The 16813-nt window shown below is 43.5% G+C and carries 15 protein-coding genes and 1 tRNA gene; 11 read left to right on the top strand and 5 right to left on the bottom strand.

The window, feature by feature from the left end:
* Window positions 1-728 precede the first annotated feature (728 nt).
* Window positions 729-1583 (bottom strand): MurR/RpiR family transcriptional regulator, encoded by an 855-nt coding sequence (locus BLR76_RS08480; RefSeq protein WP_091268001.1) that lies wholly within the window; start codon window positions 1581-1583, stop codon window positions 729-731.
* 192 nt (window positions 1584-1775) lie between these two features.
* Between BLR76_RS08480 and BLR76_RS08485 the strand changes: the two genes are divergently transcribed.
* The 5 genes from BLR76_RS08485 to BLR76_RS08505 all read left to right on the top strand — a co-directional run bounded on the left by BLR76_RS08485 (window position 1776) and on the right by BLR76_RS08505 (window position 8248).
* On the top strand, window positions 1776-2795 hold the full coding sequence (locus BLR76_RS08485) for a Gfo/Idh/MocA family oxidoreductase (RefSeq protein ID WP_091268004.1): 1020 nt from the start codon (window positions 1776-1778) through the stop codon (window positions 2793-2795).
* A gap of 509 nt (window positions 2796-3304) precedes the next feature.
* Window positions 3305-3388 (top strand) — tRNA-Leu (locus tag BLR76_RS08490).
* Between the two features lie 216 nt (window positions 3389-3604).
* Window positions 3605-4738, top strand: a complete 1134-nt coding sequence (locus tag BLR76_RS08495) for an exonuclease SbcCD subunit D (RefSeq protein WP_091268006.1) — start codon at window positions 3605-3607, stop codon at window positions 4736-4738.
* Complete coding sequence (locus BLR76_RS08500; protein WP_091268009.1) at window positions 4739-7804, top strand: AAA family ATPase; 3066 nt, start codon at window positions 4739-4741, stop codon at window positions 7802-7804.
* A gap of 48 nt (window positions 7805-7852) precedes the next feature.
* The gene (locus BLR76_RS08505) at window positions 7853-8248 is read left to right on the top strand and encodes a Rid family detoxifying hydrolase (RefSeq protein ID WP_091268012.1); all 396 of its coding nucleotides are present in this window, start codon (window positions 7853-7855) and stop codon (window positions 8246-8248) included.
* 92 nt (window positions 8249-8340) lie between these two features.
* On the opposite strand, the gene BLR76_RS08510 is transcribed toward BLR76_RS08505, so the two are convergent.
* Complete coding sequence (locus BLR76_RS08510) at window positions 8341-8853, bottom strand: CPBP family intramembrane glutamic endopeptidase (RefSeq protein WP_091268014.1); 513 nt, start codon at window positions 8851-8853, stop codon at window positions 8341-8343.
* An 89-nt stretch (window positions 8854-8942) separates the two neighbouring features.
* Window positions 8943-9209, bottom strand: a complete 267-nt coding sequence (locus tag BLR76_RS08515) for a hypothetical protein (protein WP_091268018.1) — start codon at window positions 9207-9209, stop codon at window positions 8943-8945.
* Window positions 9210-9380: 171 nt separating this feature from the next.
* On the opposite strand from BLR76_RS08515, the gene BLR76_RS08520 reads away from it, so the two are divergent.
* From BLR76_RS08520 to BLR76_RS08525, 3 genes are all read left to right on the top strand, one after another.
* A complete protein-coding gene (locus BLR76_RS08520) occupies window positions 9381-10559 on the top strand; it encodes a M20 family metallopeptidase (protein WP_218121427.1) in 1179 nt (392 codons plus the stop codon).
* 341 nt (window positions 10560-10900) lie between these two features.
* Window positions 10901-11074: a hypothetical protein gene (locus tag BLR76_RS11835; RefSeq protein ID WP_170230966.1), complete on the top strand. Its 174-nt coding sequence runs from the start codon at window positions 10901-10903 to the stop codon at window positions 11072-11074.
* A 23-nt stretch (window positions 11075-11097) separates the two neighbouring features.
* The gene (locus tag BLR76_RS08525; protein WP_091268024.1) at window positions 11098-11493 is read left to right on the top strand and encodes a hypothetical protein; all 396 of its coding nucleotides are present in this window, start codon (window positions 11098-11100) and stop codon (window positions 11491-11493) included.
* 67 nt (window positions 11494-11560) lie between these two features.
* On the opposite strand, the gene BLR76_RS11650 is transcribed toward BLR76_RS08525, so the two are convergent.
* Window positions 11561-11770 (bottom strand): hypothetical protein, encoded by a 210-nt coding sequence (locus tag BLR76_RS11650; RefSeq protein ID WP_143009220.1) that lies wholly within the window; start codon window positions 11768-11770, stop codon window positions 11561-11563.
* 113 nt (window positions 11771-11883) lie between these two features.
* Here BLR76_RS11650 and BLR76_RS08530 point away from each other — a divergent pair, with 113 nt between their 5' ends.
* Window positions 11884-12237 (top strand): hypothetical protein, encoded by a 354-nt coding sequence (locus BLR76_RS08530; protein ID WP_091268026.1) that lies wholly within the window; start codon window positions 11884-11886, stop codon window positions 12235-12237.
* Between the two features lie 268 nt (window positions 12238-12505).
* Here BLR76_RS08530 and abc-f read toward each other — a convergent pair whose 3' ends face one another.
* The gene (abc-f, locus tag BLR76_RS08535; RefSeq protein WP_091268028.1) at window positions 12506-14080 is read right to left on the bottom strand and encodes a ribosomal protection-like ABC-F family protein; all 1575 of its coding nucleotides are present in this window, start codon (window positions 14078-14080) and stop codon (window positions 12506-12508) included.
* A 743-nt stretch (window positions 14081-14823) separates the two neighbouring features.
* On the opposite strand from abc-f, the gene glyA reads away from it, so the two are divergent.
* A complete protein-coding gene (gene glyA / locus BLR76_RS08540; protein WP_091268030.1) occupies window positions 14824-16056 on the top strand; it encodes a serine hydroxymethyltransferase in 1233 nt (410 codons plus the stop codon).
* A 165-nt stretch (window positions 16057-16221) separates the two neighbouring features.
* A complete protein-coding gene (gene mazE, locus BLR76_RS08545) occupies window positions 16222-16446 on the top strand; it encodes a type II toxin-antitoxin system PemI/MazE family antitoxin (RefSeq protein ID WP_091268032.1) in 225 nt (74 codons plus the stop codon).
* The last annotated feature ends 367 nt before the right edge of the window (window positions 16447-16813 follow it).

A 16813-nucleotide genomic window follows, 5' to 3' on the forward strand; every position in this document is an offset into this window, starting at 1 on the left:
AGTCGAGTGGGCCGAAAGATTCTGTGAGCGCCCAACTCAGTTGCCGAGGGACAGTCGAGTGGTCAGAAAGACTTCGTGAGCGCCCAACTCAGTTGTTGAAGGAATGTCGAGTGGTCAGAAAGATTCTGTGAGCGCCCAACTCAGGTGCCGAGGGACATTGGAGTGGTCAGAAAGACCCCGTGAGCGCCCAACTCAGTTGTTGAAGGACAGTCGAGTGGGCGGAAAGACCCCGGGAGCGTCCAACTCAGGTGTTTAAGGACAGCCGAGTGGTCGGAAAGATTCCGTGAGCGTCCAACTCAGTTGCCGAGGGACAGTCGAGTGGTCAGAAAGATTTCGTGAGCGCCCAACTCAGGTGTCGAAGGATAGTCGAGTGGTCAGAAAGACTCCGTGAGCGTCCAACTTAGTTGATGGTCAAGAGATATTCAAGACAAATAAACTTTCCGTTTGATCCGCTAACTGAGTGATACCTTACTACGCGGCGGAGCAAAAGGATTAGTCATTAACCGGTTATTCGGCGGCTTCCGACGACTGTCGGAAGGCTTCATCATTGAAAAAGAGCAGTTGAGCACTGGATTTAATTATCCGCTCAACTGCTTTTGATTTATTCCGACTCTTTTGAGTGTTCACTTTTTCTCGTCTTCACGACCATTCGTTCCTGAGCAGTTGCGATCCGTTCAAGTGATCTAGTTATGCTCCTGATAAGAATCAATAAGTAAATTACAGCAAAATTAAAACCGCTCATCCAGGAACAGGGTCTCGGATGCGATGCGCTTGGACTGGTTCTTGTCGTAATTTGAAACGAATAGACAGCCGTACAAGGTGTTCAGCACATAATCGATCGCCGTCTGTGATGAGAAAGTCGACAGCTTGACTGACTGGCTTTCACTTTTAGCCACTGGAAGAATCAAGTCCCCGAGTGATGCGATATGTGAAGACGGACTACCCGTTATCACAATAATCGTCGCTCCGTTCTGCTTGAGCAGCTGGGTGATGTAGTAGTTATTCTTACTTTCCCCACTATAGGAAATGACAATGGCGCAGTCACCTTGTCTGAAATTTGTTGCGAGGTGGCGGTTTTCTCCAGGCAAAGCGGTCATGTGAACAGACCGGTCGATTTTCATCAGCTTATTCTGAAAATTCAAGGCAGGCAGATAGGTATCACCGTACGCAAATACCCCGATTTTATCAGCCTGAAGCAGAAGTTCCACAGCCCGTTCAAGCTTATCAGGTGACAGCAGCTGACTCGTCTGATTAAGAGAGTCAGTGAACAGCTCGAGGATTTTCTTCTGAATCTCTCCGTATGAGTCGTCATCGGTAAAAGGAAAATCAGGGTCCACATTCGATATGGCATTGTATTCCTTCTGCAGTTCGGCGGACCACTTGATCTTGAAATCCTTGAACCCTTTTAGACCGATTTTCCGGCAGAGTCTGACCACAGTTGAAGGTGAGGTATAAGTCAGTTCCGAAAGAGCCTGAATCGATAAATTAAGGACTTCTTCCTTGTTGGTAATTATGTACTGAGCAACTGCTTTTTCTGATGCATTGAACTGTTCGTTATGTTTCAAATCTGTTAATAATGACATGCGATCCACCTCCTTAAGTTAAGTGTACATAAAAGACAGCACTCTAATCAGTTTTTGGGTAATTTATTTCAGCAAACAAGGATATCAGACCGACTTTTCTGAAAAAACTGCCTACTTAACTAAGTCAATTTACAGAAGGAGGCCAACGTGATTAAATAGTAAGTGAGATGACAATACATTAGGAGGAAGCATATGTTAACTATTGCCTACATCGGAAACGGGAAGAGTGCGAACCGCTATCATATCCCTTTTTCAAGTCTGGTCGACACGATTAAGATAAAGAAAATTCTCTCGAGAAGGGATACGTCTGACTGGGACGCTGTCGAAGGGGTGACTTACGTTAAGGAAAGCGAAGAGATATGGAATGATCCGGATATCGACCTCGTGGTTCTGTCTACCCCGCCGCATACCCATTATCCACTGGCTAAAGAGGCGCTGGAAAATGGGAAGAACGTACTGGTCGAGAAACCTTTTGCGGAAACATCTGACCAGGCTAAGGAGCTGTTTGCTCTGGCAGAAGAGAAAGGCTTGTTTATCCAGTGCTATCAGAACCGCCGTTTCGACTCGGATTTTCTGACTGTCCAGAAAGTAATCGAAAGCGGAAAAATTGGAGATGTTCTGGAAGTGGAGATGCATTTCGATTATTTCCGTCCTGAAGTGCCTGAGCAGACTGACCACTTCGATCCCATGGAAAGTTTCCTGTATACCCATGCCTGCCATACCGTCGATCAGGTTCTGTCTTACTTTGGCAATCCTCAGGATATTCAATATGATGTCCGTCAGCTTCTGGGAGATGGACGAATGAACGACTATTTCGACCTGGATTTCTTTTATGAAAACAACCTTAAAGTATCCGTCAAGTCGAGCTACTTCCGTCTGAAAGAACGCCCAAGTTTCGTGGTCTATGGCACAAAAGGAACATTCATCAAGGAATCAAAAGACCGTCAGGAAGAACATCTGAAGCTGTTTTATATGCCGACCAACGAGGACTTTGGCCTGGATCTGCCGGAACATTATGGGACGCTGTATTATATGTCCGAAGATGGGCAGTATCACGAGGAAAAAGTCGTCTCGGAAAAAGGGAGCTACAGTTATTTCTACGAAGCGCTCTACGAGACACTCGTAAATGGAGTAGAGAAGCTGGTTAAGGATCATGAAACCATTCGTCAGATTGAGATTCTTGAAGAAGGCATCAGACAGATGAAAAAGTAGTCTGAAAGGAAGTTATTCTCTGTTCTTATGATTCTGATACAGAAAGTACGAACCAGCAAGGATAAAAAATAAGAAAAAAGAATGGGCAGTGGAGAAGAAGGCTCGAGAAAATAATTGATACCAAGTCCGATACAAATGAGAAGCAATAAGACAACCGGCTGTTTTTTTATAGAAGATAAATCCTCCAATGAATATTTCCCGGTCACTCTTCCCCAGACTTCGTTACGTTGGGCTGTTGGAAGAGTGACCGGGCCATTAAAAACAGCGACTATGAAGTCGGAATTTGTCTGATAACTTTTATCTGCTATCCAATGTGTCAGCTTGTTCATCAGCTGAAGTTCTTTTCCTTCTCTGAGCCGTCCTAAATAACATACAGCTGTAAATAAACCTTCCCCGAATCAGCTCTCACAGGAGCTCGCCTTGAGTGGGGCAGGAGGTATAAAGTTTACTTCCGGCATGAAAAAGGTATTAACAGAATCTGAGCGATGTGCTATACTAATGGATGTTCCGGCTAGGTGGTGGAATGGTAGACACGCCAGACTCAGAATCTGGTGAGCGTAACGCTCGTGAGGGTTCAACTCCCTTCCTGGCCATAATTTGATACGACTGGATTTTCAGAAAGACTGACGTGTACCCTCAAGGATAGAAGGTGCGCGCTTTTTTTATGTTTCAATTTTCTTGGAACTCCCTTTCAGTAGACACAAGTAGAACGGACTGCCCTACTGTCCTATTTAGTCTGTGCCAGTTTTCTGATAAAATACAAGTCAAAGACAAGACGTGAAACATACGGAAAGAAGGAGAGGTAAGGCATGAGAATTTTACATACTGCCGACTGGCACATAGGAAAAATCGTCAATGAGTTTTCGATGCTTGAAGATCAGGCAGAGGTTCTGCACCGACTGGTCGATGAGGTCAAGAAACTGGATGTCGATGTCCTGATCATGGCAGGCGATTTGTATGACCGGGCGATTCCTCCCAAAGAAGCGGTCATTCTGGCTACGGAAATTTTCACTCGTCTGATTCGCGAAGCGGGGATACCGGTCCTGGCTATTGCGGGGAACCATGACAGTAATGAACGGCTGGAATACGGTGCGGAGCTGCTTTCGACTAGCCAGCTCTATATTGAAGGCACACTTAAAAAAGATATCCGGAAAGTAACGGTCAAGGGCGCTAATTTCTATCTCCTGCCATTTGCGGACCATGTCGCTGTTCGAAAACTGCTGGGTAATGATGAGATCAAGGATCTTCAGGATGCGACACGCGTTCAGATCGAATCGATTAAAGAGAAGATGAACCCGGATGAGCTGAATATTCTAATTGCCCACGGATATGTAGTGAACGGGGGAAAAGAGTCGGTGGAAGATTCCGATTCCGAACGTCCGTTAAGCATTGGGACGGCAGAATATGTTGATGTTAATTTGTTCGATGCCTTCGACTACGTTGCGCTCGGCCATTTGCATAAAGCTCAGAAGGTCAAATCAGACCGGGTACGGTACAGTGGCTCACCTGTGAAGTATTCTAAATCAGAAGCCAGACATAAGAAACAGCACCTGCTGGTCGATCTGGAGAAAGACACGATCGATGTTCAGACGATTTTGACCAATCCTAAACGGGACCTGCGTGTGATCAGAGGCTTCTTTGACGAGTTGATGCAGGATGAGTCAGAAGATTACATTTTCTTCGAACTGGAAGATAAAGGCTATGTCATGGATGCGATGCATCAGCTGAGACGACGCTACCCTTATGCGATGGGGCTTGAATATTTATCCAAAAAAGACAGGCAGTCCAAAGAAACGACACGTACCCATCAGCTGGCCGACAAGAAGGATGTCCTGGAACTTTTCAGTGATTTTTACGAGAATTTCAAGGACGAACCGCTGGATGACGAGCGAAAACAAGTAGTCAATGGCGTCTGGGAAGACGTTCAGAGAGGTGGAGAGTAGATGCGTCCATTAAAACTCAAAATGAGCGCCTTTGGACCCTACAAAGGCGAAGTCGAGATCGATTTTACGGCGTTCAATCAGTCTGCTCTCTTCTTAGTCAGTGGACCGACGGGGGCAGGGAAAACGACGATTTTCGATGCGATTGCCTATGCCCTGTTTGACAAGCCGTCAAAAGATGGCCGTGAAAAAGATACATATAAATCCGATCATGCGAAAGACACAGACCTCTGTTATGTAGAGCTGGAGTTTGAACTGGGACAGAAGCGGTATTCCGTCAGACGGGAACCGAATCAGATAGGACCAGGAACGCGGACAAAAACTAAGCAGATCGCAGCAAGCGTGGCGTTTCACAATGGAGATCAGGTCACCACTAAAATCAATGAAGCCAACAAAGAAATCGAGGCGCTTCTGGGGCTGACTCATGACCAGTTCAGACAAATCGTCATGCTGCCGCAGGGAGACTTCCGGCGTATGCTTGACTCGAACAGTGCGGACAAGGAGAAGATTTTCCGGAATATTTTCCAGACGGATCAGTTTGAAGCCTTTCAGGAGAAACTCAAAGAAAAGGCTAAAGAGCTGAAACAAGAACGGGACGGCTATGCTCAGGCAGTTAATCTCGCTTTTCAGTCGATCGAGACCAAGGAAAATCAGACTCTTGAAAAAGCCATTGACCAGTTTGACATTCCAGCTGTTCTGGAAGAGACAGCTAAACTTATTGATGCAGATTCGAAACAACTCAAAGAACTTAAAGAGACAATCGGAAGCCTTCAGGAAGAGAAAACAGCTACTGAGCGACTGATTGAATACCTTGAGAAGAAGGCGGCTCTCGATAAAGAAAAAATAGAGCTGGATGAGACTGCAAAAGTAGTGGCGGATTACAAGGAACAGCTGGCTAAAAACGATGAAGCGCAAAAACTTGTTGAGGCTAAAAAGACAGAACAGGATCTGGCCCAGGAGTTAAAAGACGTACAGATAAAACGGAACGACTTGTCTGAAAAGCAGAAGAGTTTGACCGATTCTCTTGCTGAGGCGGAAAAACAGAAGGCCCTGATTCAAGAGGAACTGAGTAAGCTGGATCGTGTCAGAGAAGCGATTCAGACACTGAAAAAAGAGCTGGAACGCATGACCGAAGTGGAGAAGACAGAAGAAGCAATTAGTCAGGCAGAAAAACAGCTCAAAGAAAACCGCTTAAGACAGGCCTCTATTAAAGAAAAGATGGAAGCAGTCAAGCAGGCCGTCCAGTCCCAGCAAGATGAGCTGAAGGAGCTTCAACTCATAAAAAACAGCTTTTCAGATAGCTATGATCGAATCGGCAAGCTGAAAGATAAAAAATCAGAAGCCATGCAGAGACTTGAAAAACTGAAGGAACTGTGCGATTTGAGAAAAGAAGGCGCTGAAGTTAAGCAGGTCTTTTCAAAAGCCAATAAGGACCTCAAGCAGGCAACAGAAAGTCTGGATGAAGCAAAGGCAGCGTATTACAGCAATATCGCCGTAGTTCTGGCAGGAGATCTTGAACAAAACGAACCTTGTCCGGTCTGTGGTGGAACGGATCACCCTAAAAAAGCTCACGCAGCAGTTGATTCAGTATCCAAAGACGACGTCGACCGGCTGGAGAAAGTTAAAGCTGAAGCCGAAGCCCACTATAATCGGATCGGTGTTCATCTGCAGCAGCTTTCTGAAGCCGTCGGTAAGCGGTGCAAGGAACTGGGCATTGAACATACGGACGCGGATGAAGCGTTTGGACAGACGAAGAAAAGCTGTCGTGAACTGACAGACGAACTGAATAAGCTGGAACAAGACCTGAAGCAGAAACAAAAGCGGGTGGAAGCAGAAGGCAAGCTGACTGAAAAACTGGAGGCTCTTCAAAAAGAAGAGCGTGATCTGTCAGAAGTACGCGTTCAGCTGACGTCAGACGAACAGCATATGATTAAGCGGATTGGTGAGCTGAGTGAATTATGCAGCGAACTGAAAGCATCTGTGTCCTATGACTCCGAGAAACAAGTCAAAGAGGCTATAGCAGAAAAAGAAGCGCTGATCAGAAAAACTGAGCAGGCGGCTTCAGATAATCAGTCCCTTGTCCAGGACTTAAGCAGTAAACAGTCGGCTAATAAGCAAGCAATCAAACTGACCGAGGAAAGCATCAATAAGCTGACTGACAAACATTCAGAAGCACGGGCCCACTTTGAACATAGACTTCAAGAAAGTAAGCTGGACGATAGCTTCGAGTCCCTCGTTCTGGAACATGAGACAGCTGACAAGATGCAGCGAGCGATCAGTGATTATGAGAAAGCTAGACACAGCCTGACTGTTCAAATGAAAGAAGTCCAGGCGCATCTGGATAAGGAAGACAAGCTCCTGCCGGTTAAGGCTTACCGTAATCAGTGCGAGTCGATTATTGAAAGGTTGCCGGACCTGGAAGAAAGCCGGGATGACCTGGTCAAAACAGTAAATCAGAATCAGCGGGCGGTCGAAACGATTACCATTCATCAGGGCAAGAGCGATGAACTGGAAAAAGACTACCGGATCTATAGTGAGCTGGCAATGATGGCAGGCGGTACAAGTAATGAAACGGACCGGATCTCATTCGAACGGTATGTCCTCGGGATTTACTTCGACGAAATTCTGATCGCTGCCAACGAACGCTTTAGCGAAATGACGAATAACCGCTATGAGCTGCAGAGAAAGATGGATGCGGCCAAAGGGAATAAACCCAAAGGGCTGGATATGGACGTGTTCGACTACGAAACAGGCAAAGTGAGAGGGGTCAACACGCTTTCCGGTGGAGAATCGTTTAAAGCCTCTCTTGCACTGGCTCTGGGACTCAGCGATGTGATCCAAAGTCAGAGCGGCGGGGTCAGTGTCGACACCCTGTTTATCGATGAAGGATTCGGGACGCTGGATTCCGATTCACTGGACAAAGCTATCGAAACATTGCTCGATTTACAGGAACGCGGCAGACTAGTGGGAATTATTTCTCACGTGGATGAACTCAAAACGCGCATCCCTTCTCATATCATTGTCGAACGGACGACTGCCGGAAGCCAGGTCAGTGTCCAGACAGTATAGTAAAAGTTTAGATCAATCATATAAAATCAACTAAAAGGAGACTTATTCATGACAACATCAGACAAACACATTTTAAATTCTAAACAGGCACCAGCAGCAATCGGACCTTACTCACAGGCGGTCGTATTCGGGAATACCGTTTACGTTTCGGGTCAGCTGCCGATCGATGCGGAAGCAGGAAAAATCACAGCTGAAACAGCCAAGGAACAGACAAGACAATCGTTGAAAAACATTGAGTATATCCTGGCAGAAGAAAACCTGACGCTTTATGATGTCCTGAAAGTCACTGTTCTTCTAAGCGATATTTCCAACTTCCAGGACATGAACGAGGTATACGCAGAATTTTTCAAAGAGCCTTTCCCAGCACGCGTTGCTTATGAAGTAGCCGCACTTCCAGCTGGCGCATTAGTTGAAATCGACGTTATTGCAGGAAAAGCTGACTAATTAGTCGGAGACCTAACTAAACTCAGAAAAGACCCTTTCCAGCAGCTATAGTTGCTTTGGAAAGGGTCTTTACATGTTATTCAAGTAACCAGTTATGTCCGGTCGGAATAGAGACCAGTATTGAAAGTGAGAGGGGTCATCTCATCGTTTAGATTTCTACTGTACTTATATAGAGTAAATAGAAAAATAGGCAAACTTATTATAAATACCAGACTGCTTATATTTAGAGCTGTGGTGAGTTCATCGATCAATTGTTCAGTTACAATAGCCGTTTCTGGTACTTCATCGACAGGTATAAGTAATAGTGAAAAAAGAAGTAAGTTATGTAGTACATGCATGAAAATAGGATAGATGAGTTTCTTAGTTTTTAAATAGACTAGACCATAAATCAACCCTCCAATGAGTTGAGGCACAATTAATGAATCGAAGTGTATGAGTCCAAACACTAGCGAACTCAGCACAAGGGCACGGATATTGCTGCTTCTCTCAGCCCACTTATTCAAGATGATTCCTCTAAAAATAATTTCTTCTATAACTGGAGCAAAGAGGACGGCACCGATCATGGATCTGGGGCTTAATGTAGGTGAACTTGATGTATCATTCATAAGCGCTTCTACTTGGGCTAGAAACGTAGGCTGGAGCAAAATGAGACGTAGAATAAGCCCTGCGAACGAAAAGTAAATAAGCAGTCGACCTATTGATAGGCAGCTGTAAAGACAGTCAGTTTTCTTTTCATGGATAAATCTCCAGTAATTGAACGGACAGAGACATCTGCTTTTTTCAGTTCTCTAATTACAAAGAGAGATATCGATAAAGTAATACCGAATTCCAGAACTAAGCTCAATACTCCTTGAGGGATAGAGTGAGAAAACAGATAGATCGCTACGCCACTAAGTACGATCAGAAATCCAAAAAATATAGCTAGCTTTACTAATGAGAACCTATGTAGAGACTGGGTCAAATGGATCGCTCCTTTAAATTAGTGTGGTTATGTAATATATAATTTTTTATTAGGTGTATTATACCGAAAAGAAGGTACAGTCACAATGACATGATACAAAAACCGATTTGTATTTACCGGACATTTATATTATATTAGTCTGAAAAAGACGAACAGTAGAGGATGAAACGGATGAGTGAGCAGTACAATGAAAAAATTGATTCAATCATTAAAGAGTTGAGACCGGAACTTCAGGAGCTGAGCGAGTATATCTATGCTAATCCTGAACTGGGTCACGAAGAGTTTCTGTCATCAAAGGCTCATGTGGAATTGCTTGAAAAACATGGATTTGATGTTGAATACCCTTATCTGGGAATCGGTACAGCGTTCAGAGCAGTTTATAAAGGAGGAAAAGAAGGACCGACCCTTGCCTACTTGTCTGAATATGATGCACTTCCTGGTATCGGGCATGGATGTGGGCATAACCTACTCGGGGCGACAGATACTGGGGCGGGCCTAGCCTTATCCAAACTGGTTGATGAGGTAGGTGGGACAGTGGTTGTCCTGGGGACCCCGGCAGAGGAAACGAACGGAGATAAAGTGACCATGGCAGATGCGGGAACCTTTGACGATGTAGATGTTGCATTCTGTACTCACCCATCTGACAGTTATCAGGCCAGTGGCACGTCCATGGCCATGGAAGCCATTGAGTTCAGATTCTATGGACAGACCGCTCATGCAGCTGCCTCACCTTTCGAGGGCAAAAATGCCCTTGATGCTTGCATCAACTTCTTCAATAATGTCAGTTCACTTCGCCAGCAGATTCACCCGAGCGCACGCGTTCATGGTGTCATCAAAGAAGGGGGAGAGGCAGCGAACGTGATTCCGGACTATACGAGAGCCGAATTTTACGTCAGATCAATGGATATGCCTTACTTGAATGAGCTACGTGAAAAAGTCATTCGCTGTGCAGAAGCCGGTGCACTGGCTGCGGACTGCCGAATGGAATGGGGTCACTATGAAGCAGCCTACAAGAATATGATCACAAATGAGACGCTGTCTTCCTTGTACAATGAAAAGATGGCAGGGCTTGGCATTCAAATGATTACTGAAGAACGGGATTCTATGGGATCAATGGATATGGGGAATGTCAGTCAGGTCGTTCCTGCGATCAATCCATATTTTGAAATTACTAACGGCAAATCCGTTTCAGCACACACGACCGAATTTAGAGACTGCACGCTGACTGAAGAAGCGTATCAGGGAATGGAAAAGACCATTGCGGGACTGACACATACCGCTATGGCACTCATTACAGACTCTGACATGCTGCAGCGCGTGAAGGATGAATTTGAAGCAAACGTAGACTAAATTGCAGGACCGACCAATGCTTAAGACTGCCCCTACATCTCATGTTCAGAAATCAAATCTGAATATGGGCTGATGATAAGAGTCGAGGCATTGGGCGGTCTTTTTTTGCTTAAAACTAAACGTTTAATTCGATTTAAAAATGGGCACTCAAATGTGACATTAGTTAGAAGAACCATCAGTCACCTTGAAGTCTCTAATCATCTGAACTAGAATAAACAAGTATAGAAGAGTGAATAAAATGAATATATCACTATAAATCATACTAATGAATTTAAATGCAAGTGAATCTGTTTTTATTGCACATTAATCAACATCATTAAATACGAAAAGGAGGGAATCACATGGATAAACGTCTAAAAATCACTGCTGGTATAGCCATGGCAGTGGGAATTATCATTGTGGCAGTCATGACTTTTTCATTCATAGTCAATGTAGTAATGAACGATGCAGCTGCCGATTATGAGCAGCCATCAGATGAGTACGTGACGTTAACTGTAGAAGATGTGAGAGAGTAGCGAGTACAAAAGGAGTATACTCGATGAAACGACAGGATAAAATCATATACATACTTGGCTCACTTTCAGTGGTGATGTTCATGCTTCTATTTCTAGGAGGCATTGCTTTTTTCATGACGAATCGAATTGACTCAGCCAATCAGAATCATGCAAGGCGGGAACAGGAACGTCAGGCGGAATTGATTCAATCCGGACAGATCCAGGAAGTCGCTGCAACAGAACCGGAAGTGACTGATATTATTTGGGAGTCTAGAAGCGAGGGAACTGTCTTCTGGACAGATCAGTCAAATGAGGAACACAGCATTCCTTTTTACATAACATCTGAGGAAGATGTCGATTATTACCCGGACGCAATCCGTGAATACCCGTTAAATGAGTATCAAACTATGTTCGATCAGGCCATTATAAGCGATAGGTAACGAATTGACTGGAACGCAAAACTCCTCCTCCTGAAGCGTACCGCTAACAGAAGGAGAAATAGGTTGATCATGGGTCACGAAGATGATTCTCATGTGAAGCAGTGTAGGTTGTAACGAACTGCCTCAACAGAATCAGACCATAAATAATTGCGACTATAAGTACGATGAGTAAAATTATTGTCAGGACTTGAGTAAGTATATTAGCGTACAAAGTATACGATACAAGCCTGAAGGGATTGAACGATTCAAATTCTTCTGCAGGAGTTGTAGTCATCATTTTATCACCCACTTTCTTTTATTAAATGTAGTGCGTACACGAATATTATATTAAATATAAAAAAATATCAATTTTTGTCATTTAAGAAGAACACATAACTCTAGGAGAATAAAATGTTAAATCAAACGCGTAATGTATTTATAGTGATCTTAATGACCGTTATAGCTGGATTAATGCCTGCTTCTGAGAAATTGATTACGAGAAATGGATCTAGCTCTGAATATGTCCCGGAAGTATATGTAGATCCTGTAGAACCCGGAGACGATATTGATGAGACATTTGTACTGGAAGATTCGCTGAAGGAAATCAGGGAGAAAATTGAAGCGTTTGATGGTGACGGATCAGTTAATTTCAATCTGGAAACAGAAGAGATAACGATTGAAGAGAGAATATCTGGCTCTAGCAGACAAGCTGGTTTTACTTCGACAACAGAAGGAGTAAATAAAGAAACGCCGCCGGCACCATAAAATTTAGACTAAAATTTTACTAAAAAATCTTAGGGAGGCTCTAATGTACATAGTCATCTATTTATTACTGGCACTAACAATCAGTTATTACGGAAAAAGAATAATCAATCTCCTGATAGACATACTTGAAACCCTGGAGAGGATTGAAAAAAATCATAGGAAATAAGTAGTAAAAAGGTATTCAAACAATAGATTGATTGATAAAAGAGCCCATTTCCGCAGTATGGCGCAGAAATAGGCTCTTTTTAATTAGTTTAACTTTGCACAGTCATTCTGACAGCAGTTCTCTCTTCCGCCGGATCAGTTCATTAAATTCCTCATCTTTTTCCTCTGAATACTCTAAAGACAAGGCTCCAAGAACTTCCGCAATTCGATTTTCAATGCGTAACAATTCTTCTTCATCTGTACTTACCTGTTCCTTCTGCTCTTTTGATTCTTCCCATTGATTCAAGTTGCCATCGAAGGCATGAATCTGCTGGTCTTCAATGACCCAGACTTTTGAAGCGACTGCATTGATGAATGACCGGTCATGAGAGACGAACAGGACACTTCCCTCGTAGTCCTGAAGCAGACTTTCCAGTGCCTCGACTGCCTGGATATCCAGAAAATTTGTCGGCTCATCTAAAACGAGCGTATTGTAATTACCAGCAATTAACTTGGCCAGGGAAACCTTTACGCGTTCGCCCCCGCTCAGGACGGAAATGGGTTTGTATACGTCGTCTCCTTTAAAAAGAAGCTGGGCCAGTATGATTCGAATCAGTGTTTCTGACTGGACGGCATCTTGTTTGACATTATCCAGTATGGATAGGGAAGTATCCAGAGTGCTCAAGTTCTGAGAAAAATAACCGATTTTCAGAGAAGGTGAGCGCTGGATCGAGCTGTCTCCATTCAGCAGCATGTTGATCAACGTAGTTTTCCCGCTGCCGTTAGGACCGACGAGAGCGACTTTGTCTCCGCCTTTAATGGATAAGGTCGCTTTATTCCAGAGTGTTTTACCAGGAACTTTACCGACGCAGTCTGTCATCCGGACAATAAATCGACGATTCAATTTATCCATGTCAGGAACTTCGATGCGGATGGCCGCTTGTTCCTTCGGTTTTTCAACTTTTTCGAGCTTATCGATACGTGTGTCCATTGACTTTTGTACTTGATGCAGTTTTTTTGACTTTTTCTGAAAATAAGGAGCAGACCCTTTCAGATTATATTCGGCATCTCCGACTTTCTTTTTGCTTTTCGTTGCGTTCACAGCCTGTTTAACTTTATTATCTCTGGCTTCGATCAGCTGATTGCGCTTGCTGATGTATTTCTCGTATTCTGTCTGCTGATTCTTTAATTCTCTTGCTTTGGCTTCTTTATAGTCCGAATAATTTCCTTTATAGACGGTCAGTTTCTGATCTTCCAGTTCCCATATTGATGTACAGACCTTATCCAGAAATGCCCGGTCATGGGAAACCACAAGAAAGGCTCCGGTAAAACGACGGAAAGACTTCTCCACCCATTCGATATGGGAAATATCCAGGTGAGTCGTGGGTTCATCCGCAAGCAGCAATTTAGGCTGTTTATTCAAGGCTTGAATAATGTAGTCAGCAGTCGTTTCTCCTCCGCTTTTCACAGTGTTTGTTTCTTTTAATTGGGGCAGGAGTTCGATTGAGCCGTGTCGCTCTATACTCCCGGAATCTGCTTCTTCCAGACCTTTGATCAGACGAAACAGAGTGGATTTACCACTCCCGTTTGCTCCGACAAGCCCGATACGGTCGTGTGATTCGATTTGAAGGTGAGCGATGTCGAACAACAGTCGGTCACCATAGCTTTTACTTAAATGATTTAATGATACGATTGGCATATAATCCATTCCTTTTATTTGTGTAGGAAAGTATAAATTTAAGTTATTGTCTAGCTTAACGTGCCAACCTCTCGAGAAAAAGATAAATTCACCCATTGCGCATAATGCTCTTCTGCCGCATACTCTGTCTCTACGCATTAAAATGCTAGAGTCACAGCAATTCGGGGCGAATTTCCACTACTCGCTATCGCTCCGGCGATCTCAAGTATATCTGTAAGAGCTGAAGCTCAAACAGATACTAAGGTATTTTCTTTTCGAGGCTGACGGGCACGTGAAGCTTTTCTGATTTTAAATCTGCTTTGTTATCGATCAATGACGCATGCAAAAAACCTCCCACTCTGGTTTTCAGACAGAATGAGAGGCAGTTAGACACATGTAAATAAAAGACTTGATAAAGCGACGTACAGAAGTCCAGAATTTGTGCCGAATCATAATGCGATCTCATTCCAGTCTAAAAGGCATGACGAATAAGCTTGGATTATCCAACTTATTCTACTGCTTTTCGACGTTTAAAAAATGAGATTAGTTACGCATCGGCTCAAAAAACACTCCTGTCTTTATTATTTAAAAGTAGAATAACGCAGTACACAAGCCTTGTCAAGTGACAACAGAGTTTAAGAAGAAGAGCAAATAATAGAGACAAAAAGTTTAGTCACTAAATTTTATGAAAGTAAATGACTTTTCACACAGCTGTGCTATACTTTTACAAAAGCAGTAAATTTTATTTGGGGAGAGGATCTTAAGTGTCAAAACCTGTCATTGATCATGAAGTATTTGAAGCGATTGAACAAGAGAAAAAGCGTCAGGAAGAGAATATTGAACTTATTGCATCAGAAAACTTTATTTCTCAAGCAGTCATGGATGCACAAGGAAGTGTGCTGACGAATAAATATGCAGAAGGCTATCCGGGCAAACGCTACTATGGCGGATGCGAATTTGTAGATGTGATTGAGAACCTGGCCATCGAACGAGCAAAAGAACTTTTTGGTGCAGAGTATGCCAATGTACAGCCGCACTCTGGTTCTCAAGCTAACATGGCAGTTTTTCAGACTTTCCTGGAACCCGGGGGTACATACATGGGAATGAACTTGAATCACGGTGGTCATTTGACCCACGGTTCTCATGTCAATTTTAGTGGAAAACTTTATAACGTCGTCCCCTATGAAGTAGACAAAGAAACTGAAACAATCGATTTTGACCAGGTCAGACGTCTGGCGCTTGAGCATAAACCTAAAATGATTATTGCTGGATACAGTGCCTATCCTCGAGCAATTGATTTTGCCAAATTCCGTGAGATAGCGGATGAAGTAGGGGCTATTTTGATGGTGGATATGGCTCATATAGCCGGTCTGATCGCGGCAGGAGAACATCCGGATCCTATTCCTTACGCTGATGTTGTGACCAGCACGACGCACAAAACGTTGAGAGGACCTAGAGGCGGACTGATTCTTGCAAAAGAAGAATACGGCAAGAAGCTGAACAGCGCAATCTTCCCAGGTATTCAAGGGGGACCACTTGAGCATGTGATAGCGGGGAAGGCCATTGCATTCAAGGAAGCTCTGGAGCCCAGTTTTATAGACTATAGTAAACAAATTAAAGCAAACGCACGAGCTATGGTAGAAGTATTCGAAGGATCAAAAGGCCGTTTAATTAGTGGGGGAACGGATAATCACCTGCTGCTTATGGAAGTTTCTGACTTCGGACTAAACGGGAAACAGGCAGAGGCATTACTTGATGAAGTAGGCATTACTGTAAACAAAAATTCCATTCCTTTTGATACACTTGGACCATTCAAAACAAGTGGGATTCGGATCGGAACACCAGCTGTGACCACTCGCGGATTCAAGGAAGAAGAATGCAGACGCGTAGCTGAACTGATCGTTGCTGCTTTGAATTCTAAGGACAACGAAGATGAACTAGACAAAATCAGACAGTCAGTTAAGGAACTGACACGTAAGTTTCCACTGTACGGATAATCGGTAAATGAGTATAAAAGCTGACCTCAGGATAAGACTGAAGTCGGCTTTTTGCCTATAGTGAATGAGGTTTTGTTGTCGTGTTAAACATTTTCATAATGACATTCTATTTAGTTTCAACAACTGCTACAATATAGCTAAATAGACATAAAAGGGGAGAGTCTGATGAAGGCACGTAGACAGGGAAATGACATTGTGCTGACCGTCCCATCTATACTTAATATTGAGCCCGGTAAGGAATATGTGGCGATTAAAGGGGAACTGGGAAGTATCACCTATATCCCTAAAGTGAAAAACATCTTTGAAGAAGCGATAGAAAATGGGGAAAGTTTGAGATTCGAGGATGATTACCAGGAAGATACGCACTCAAATGGAAGCGAAGAAGACTGATATAGTGAATACTAAAAATTGCTAGATTACAAGATGAAAAAAACACTCGTTCTTTCGATTAAAAGTCTAAACTGGACCCCATGTCAAGGACAGTTTGATAAAAACCCCTTATAATTTATTATCGCTCCTTCTATGATAACGTCATAGGAGGAGCGATAATACGTTTAAGCCTGGATCAATACTTAGATTTTGGGTGGGGATTATCCAACAAAAAAATGAATAAGAAGGATTTTAATAGCCTAGAAACCCTTGGTTTCTCAATCTTTAGAGACATGCATACAGAACGCGTTTATCCAAACTGGATGTTACGTTATTTTGAAACATTGACTGAAAGCGAACAGAGGGTGTACTTCCACTCCTTTCGCCA

The sequence above is a fragment of the Alkalibacterium thalassium genome, assembly GCF_900101165.1.
GTDB lineage: Bacteria > Bacillota > Bacilli > Lactobacillales > Carnobacteriaceae_A > Alkalibacterium > Alkalibacterium indicireducens.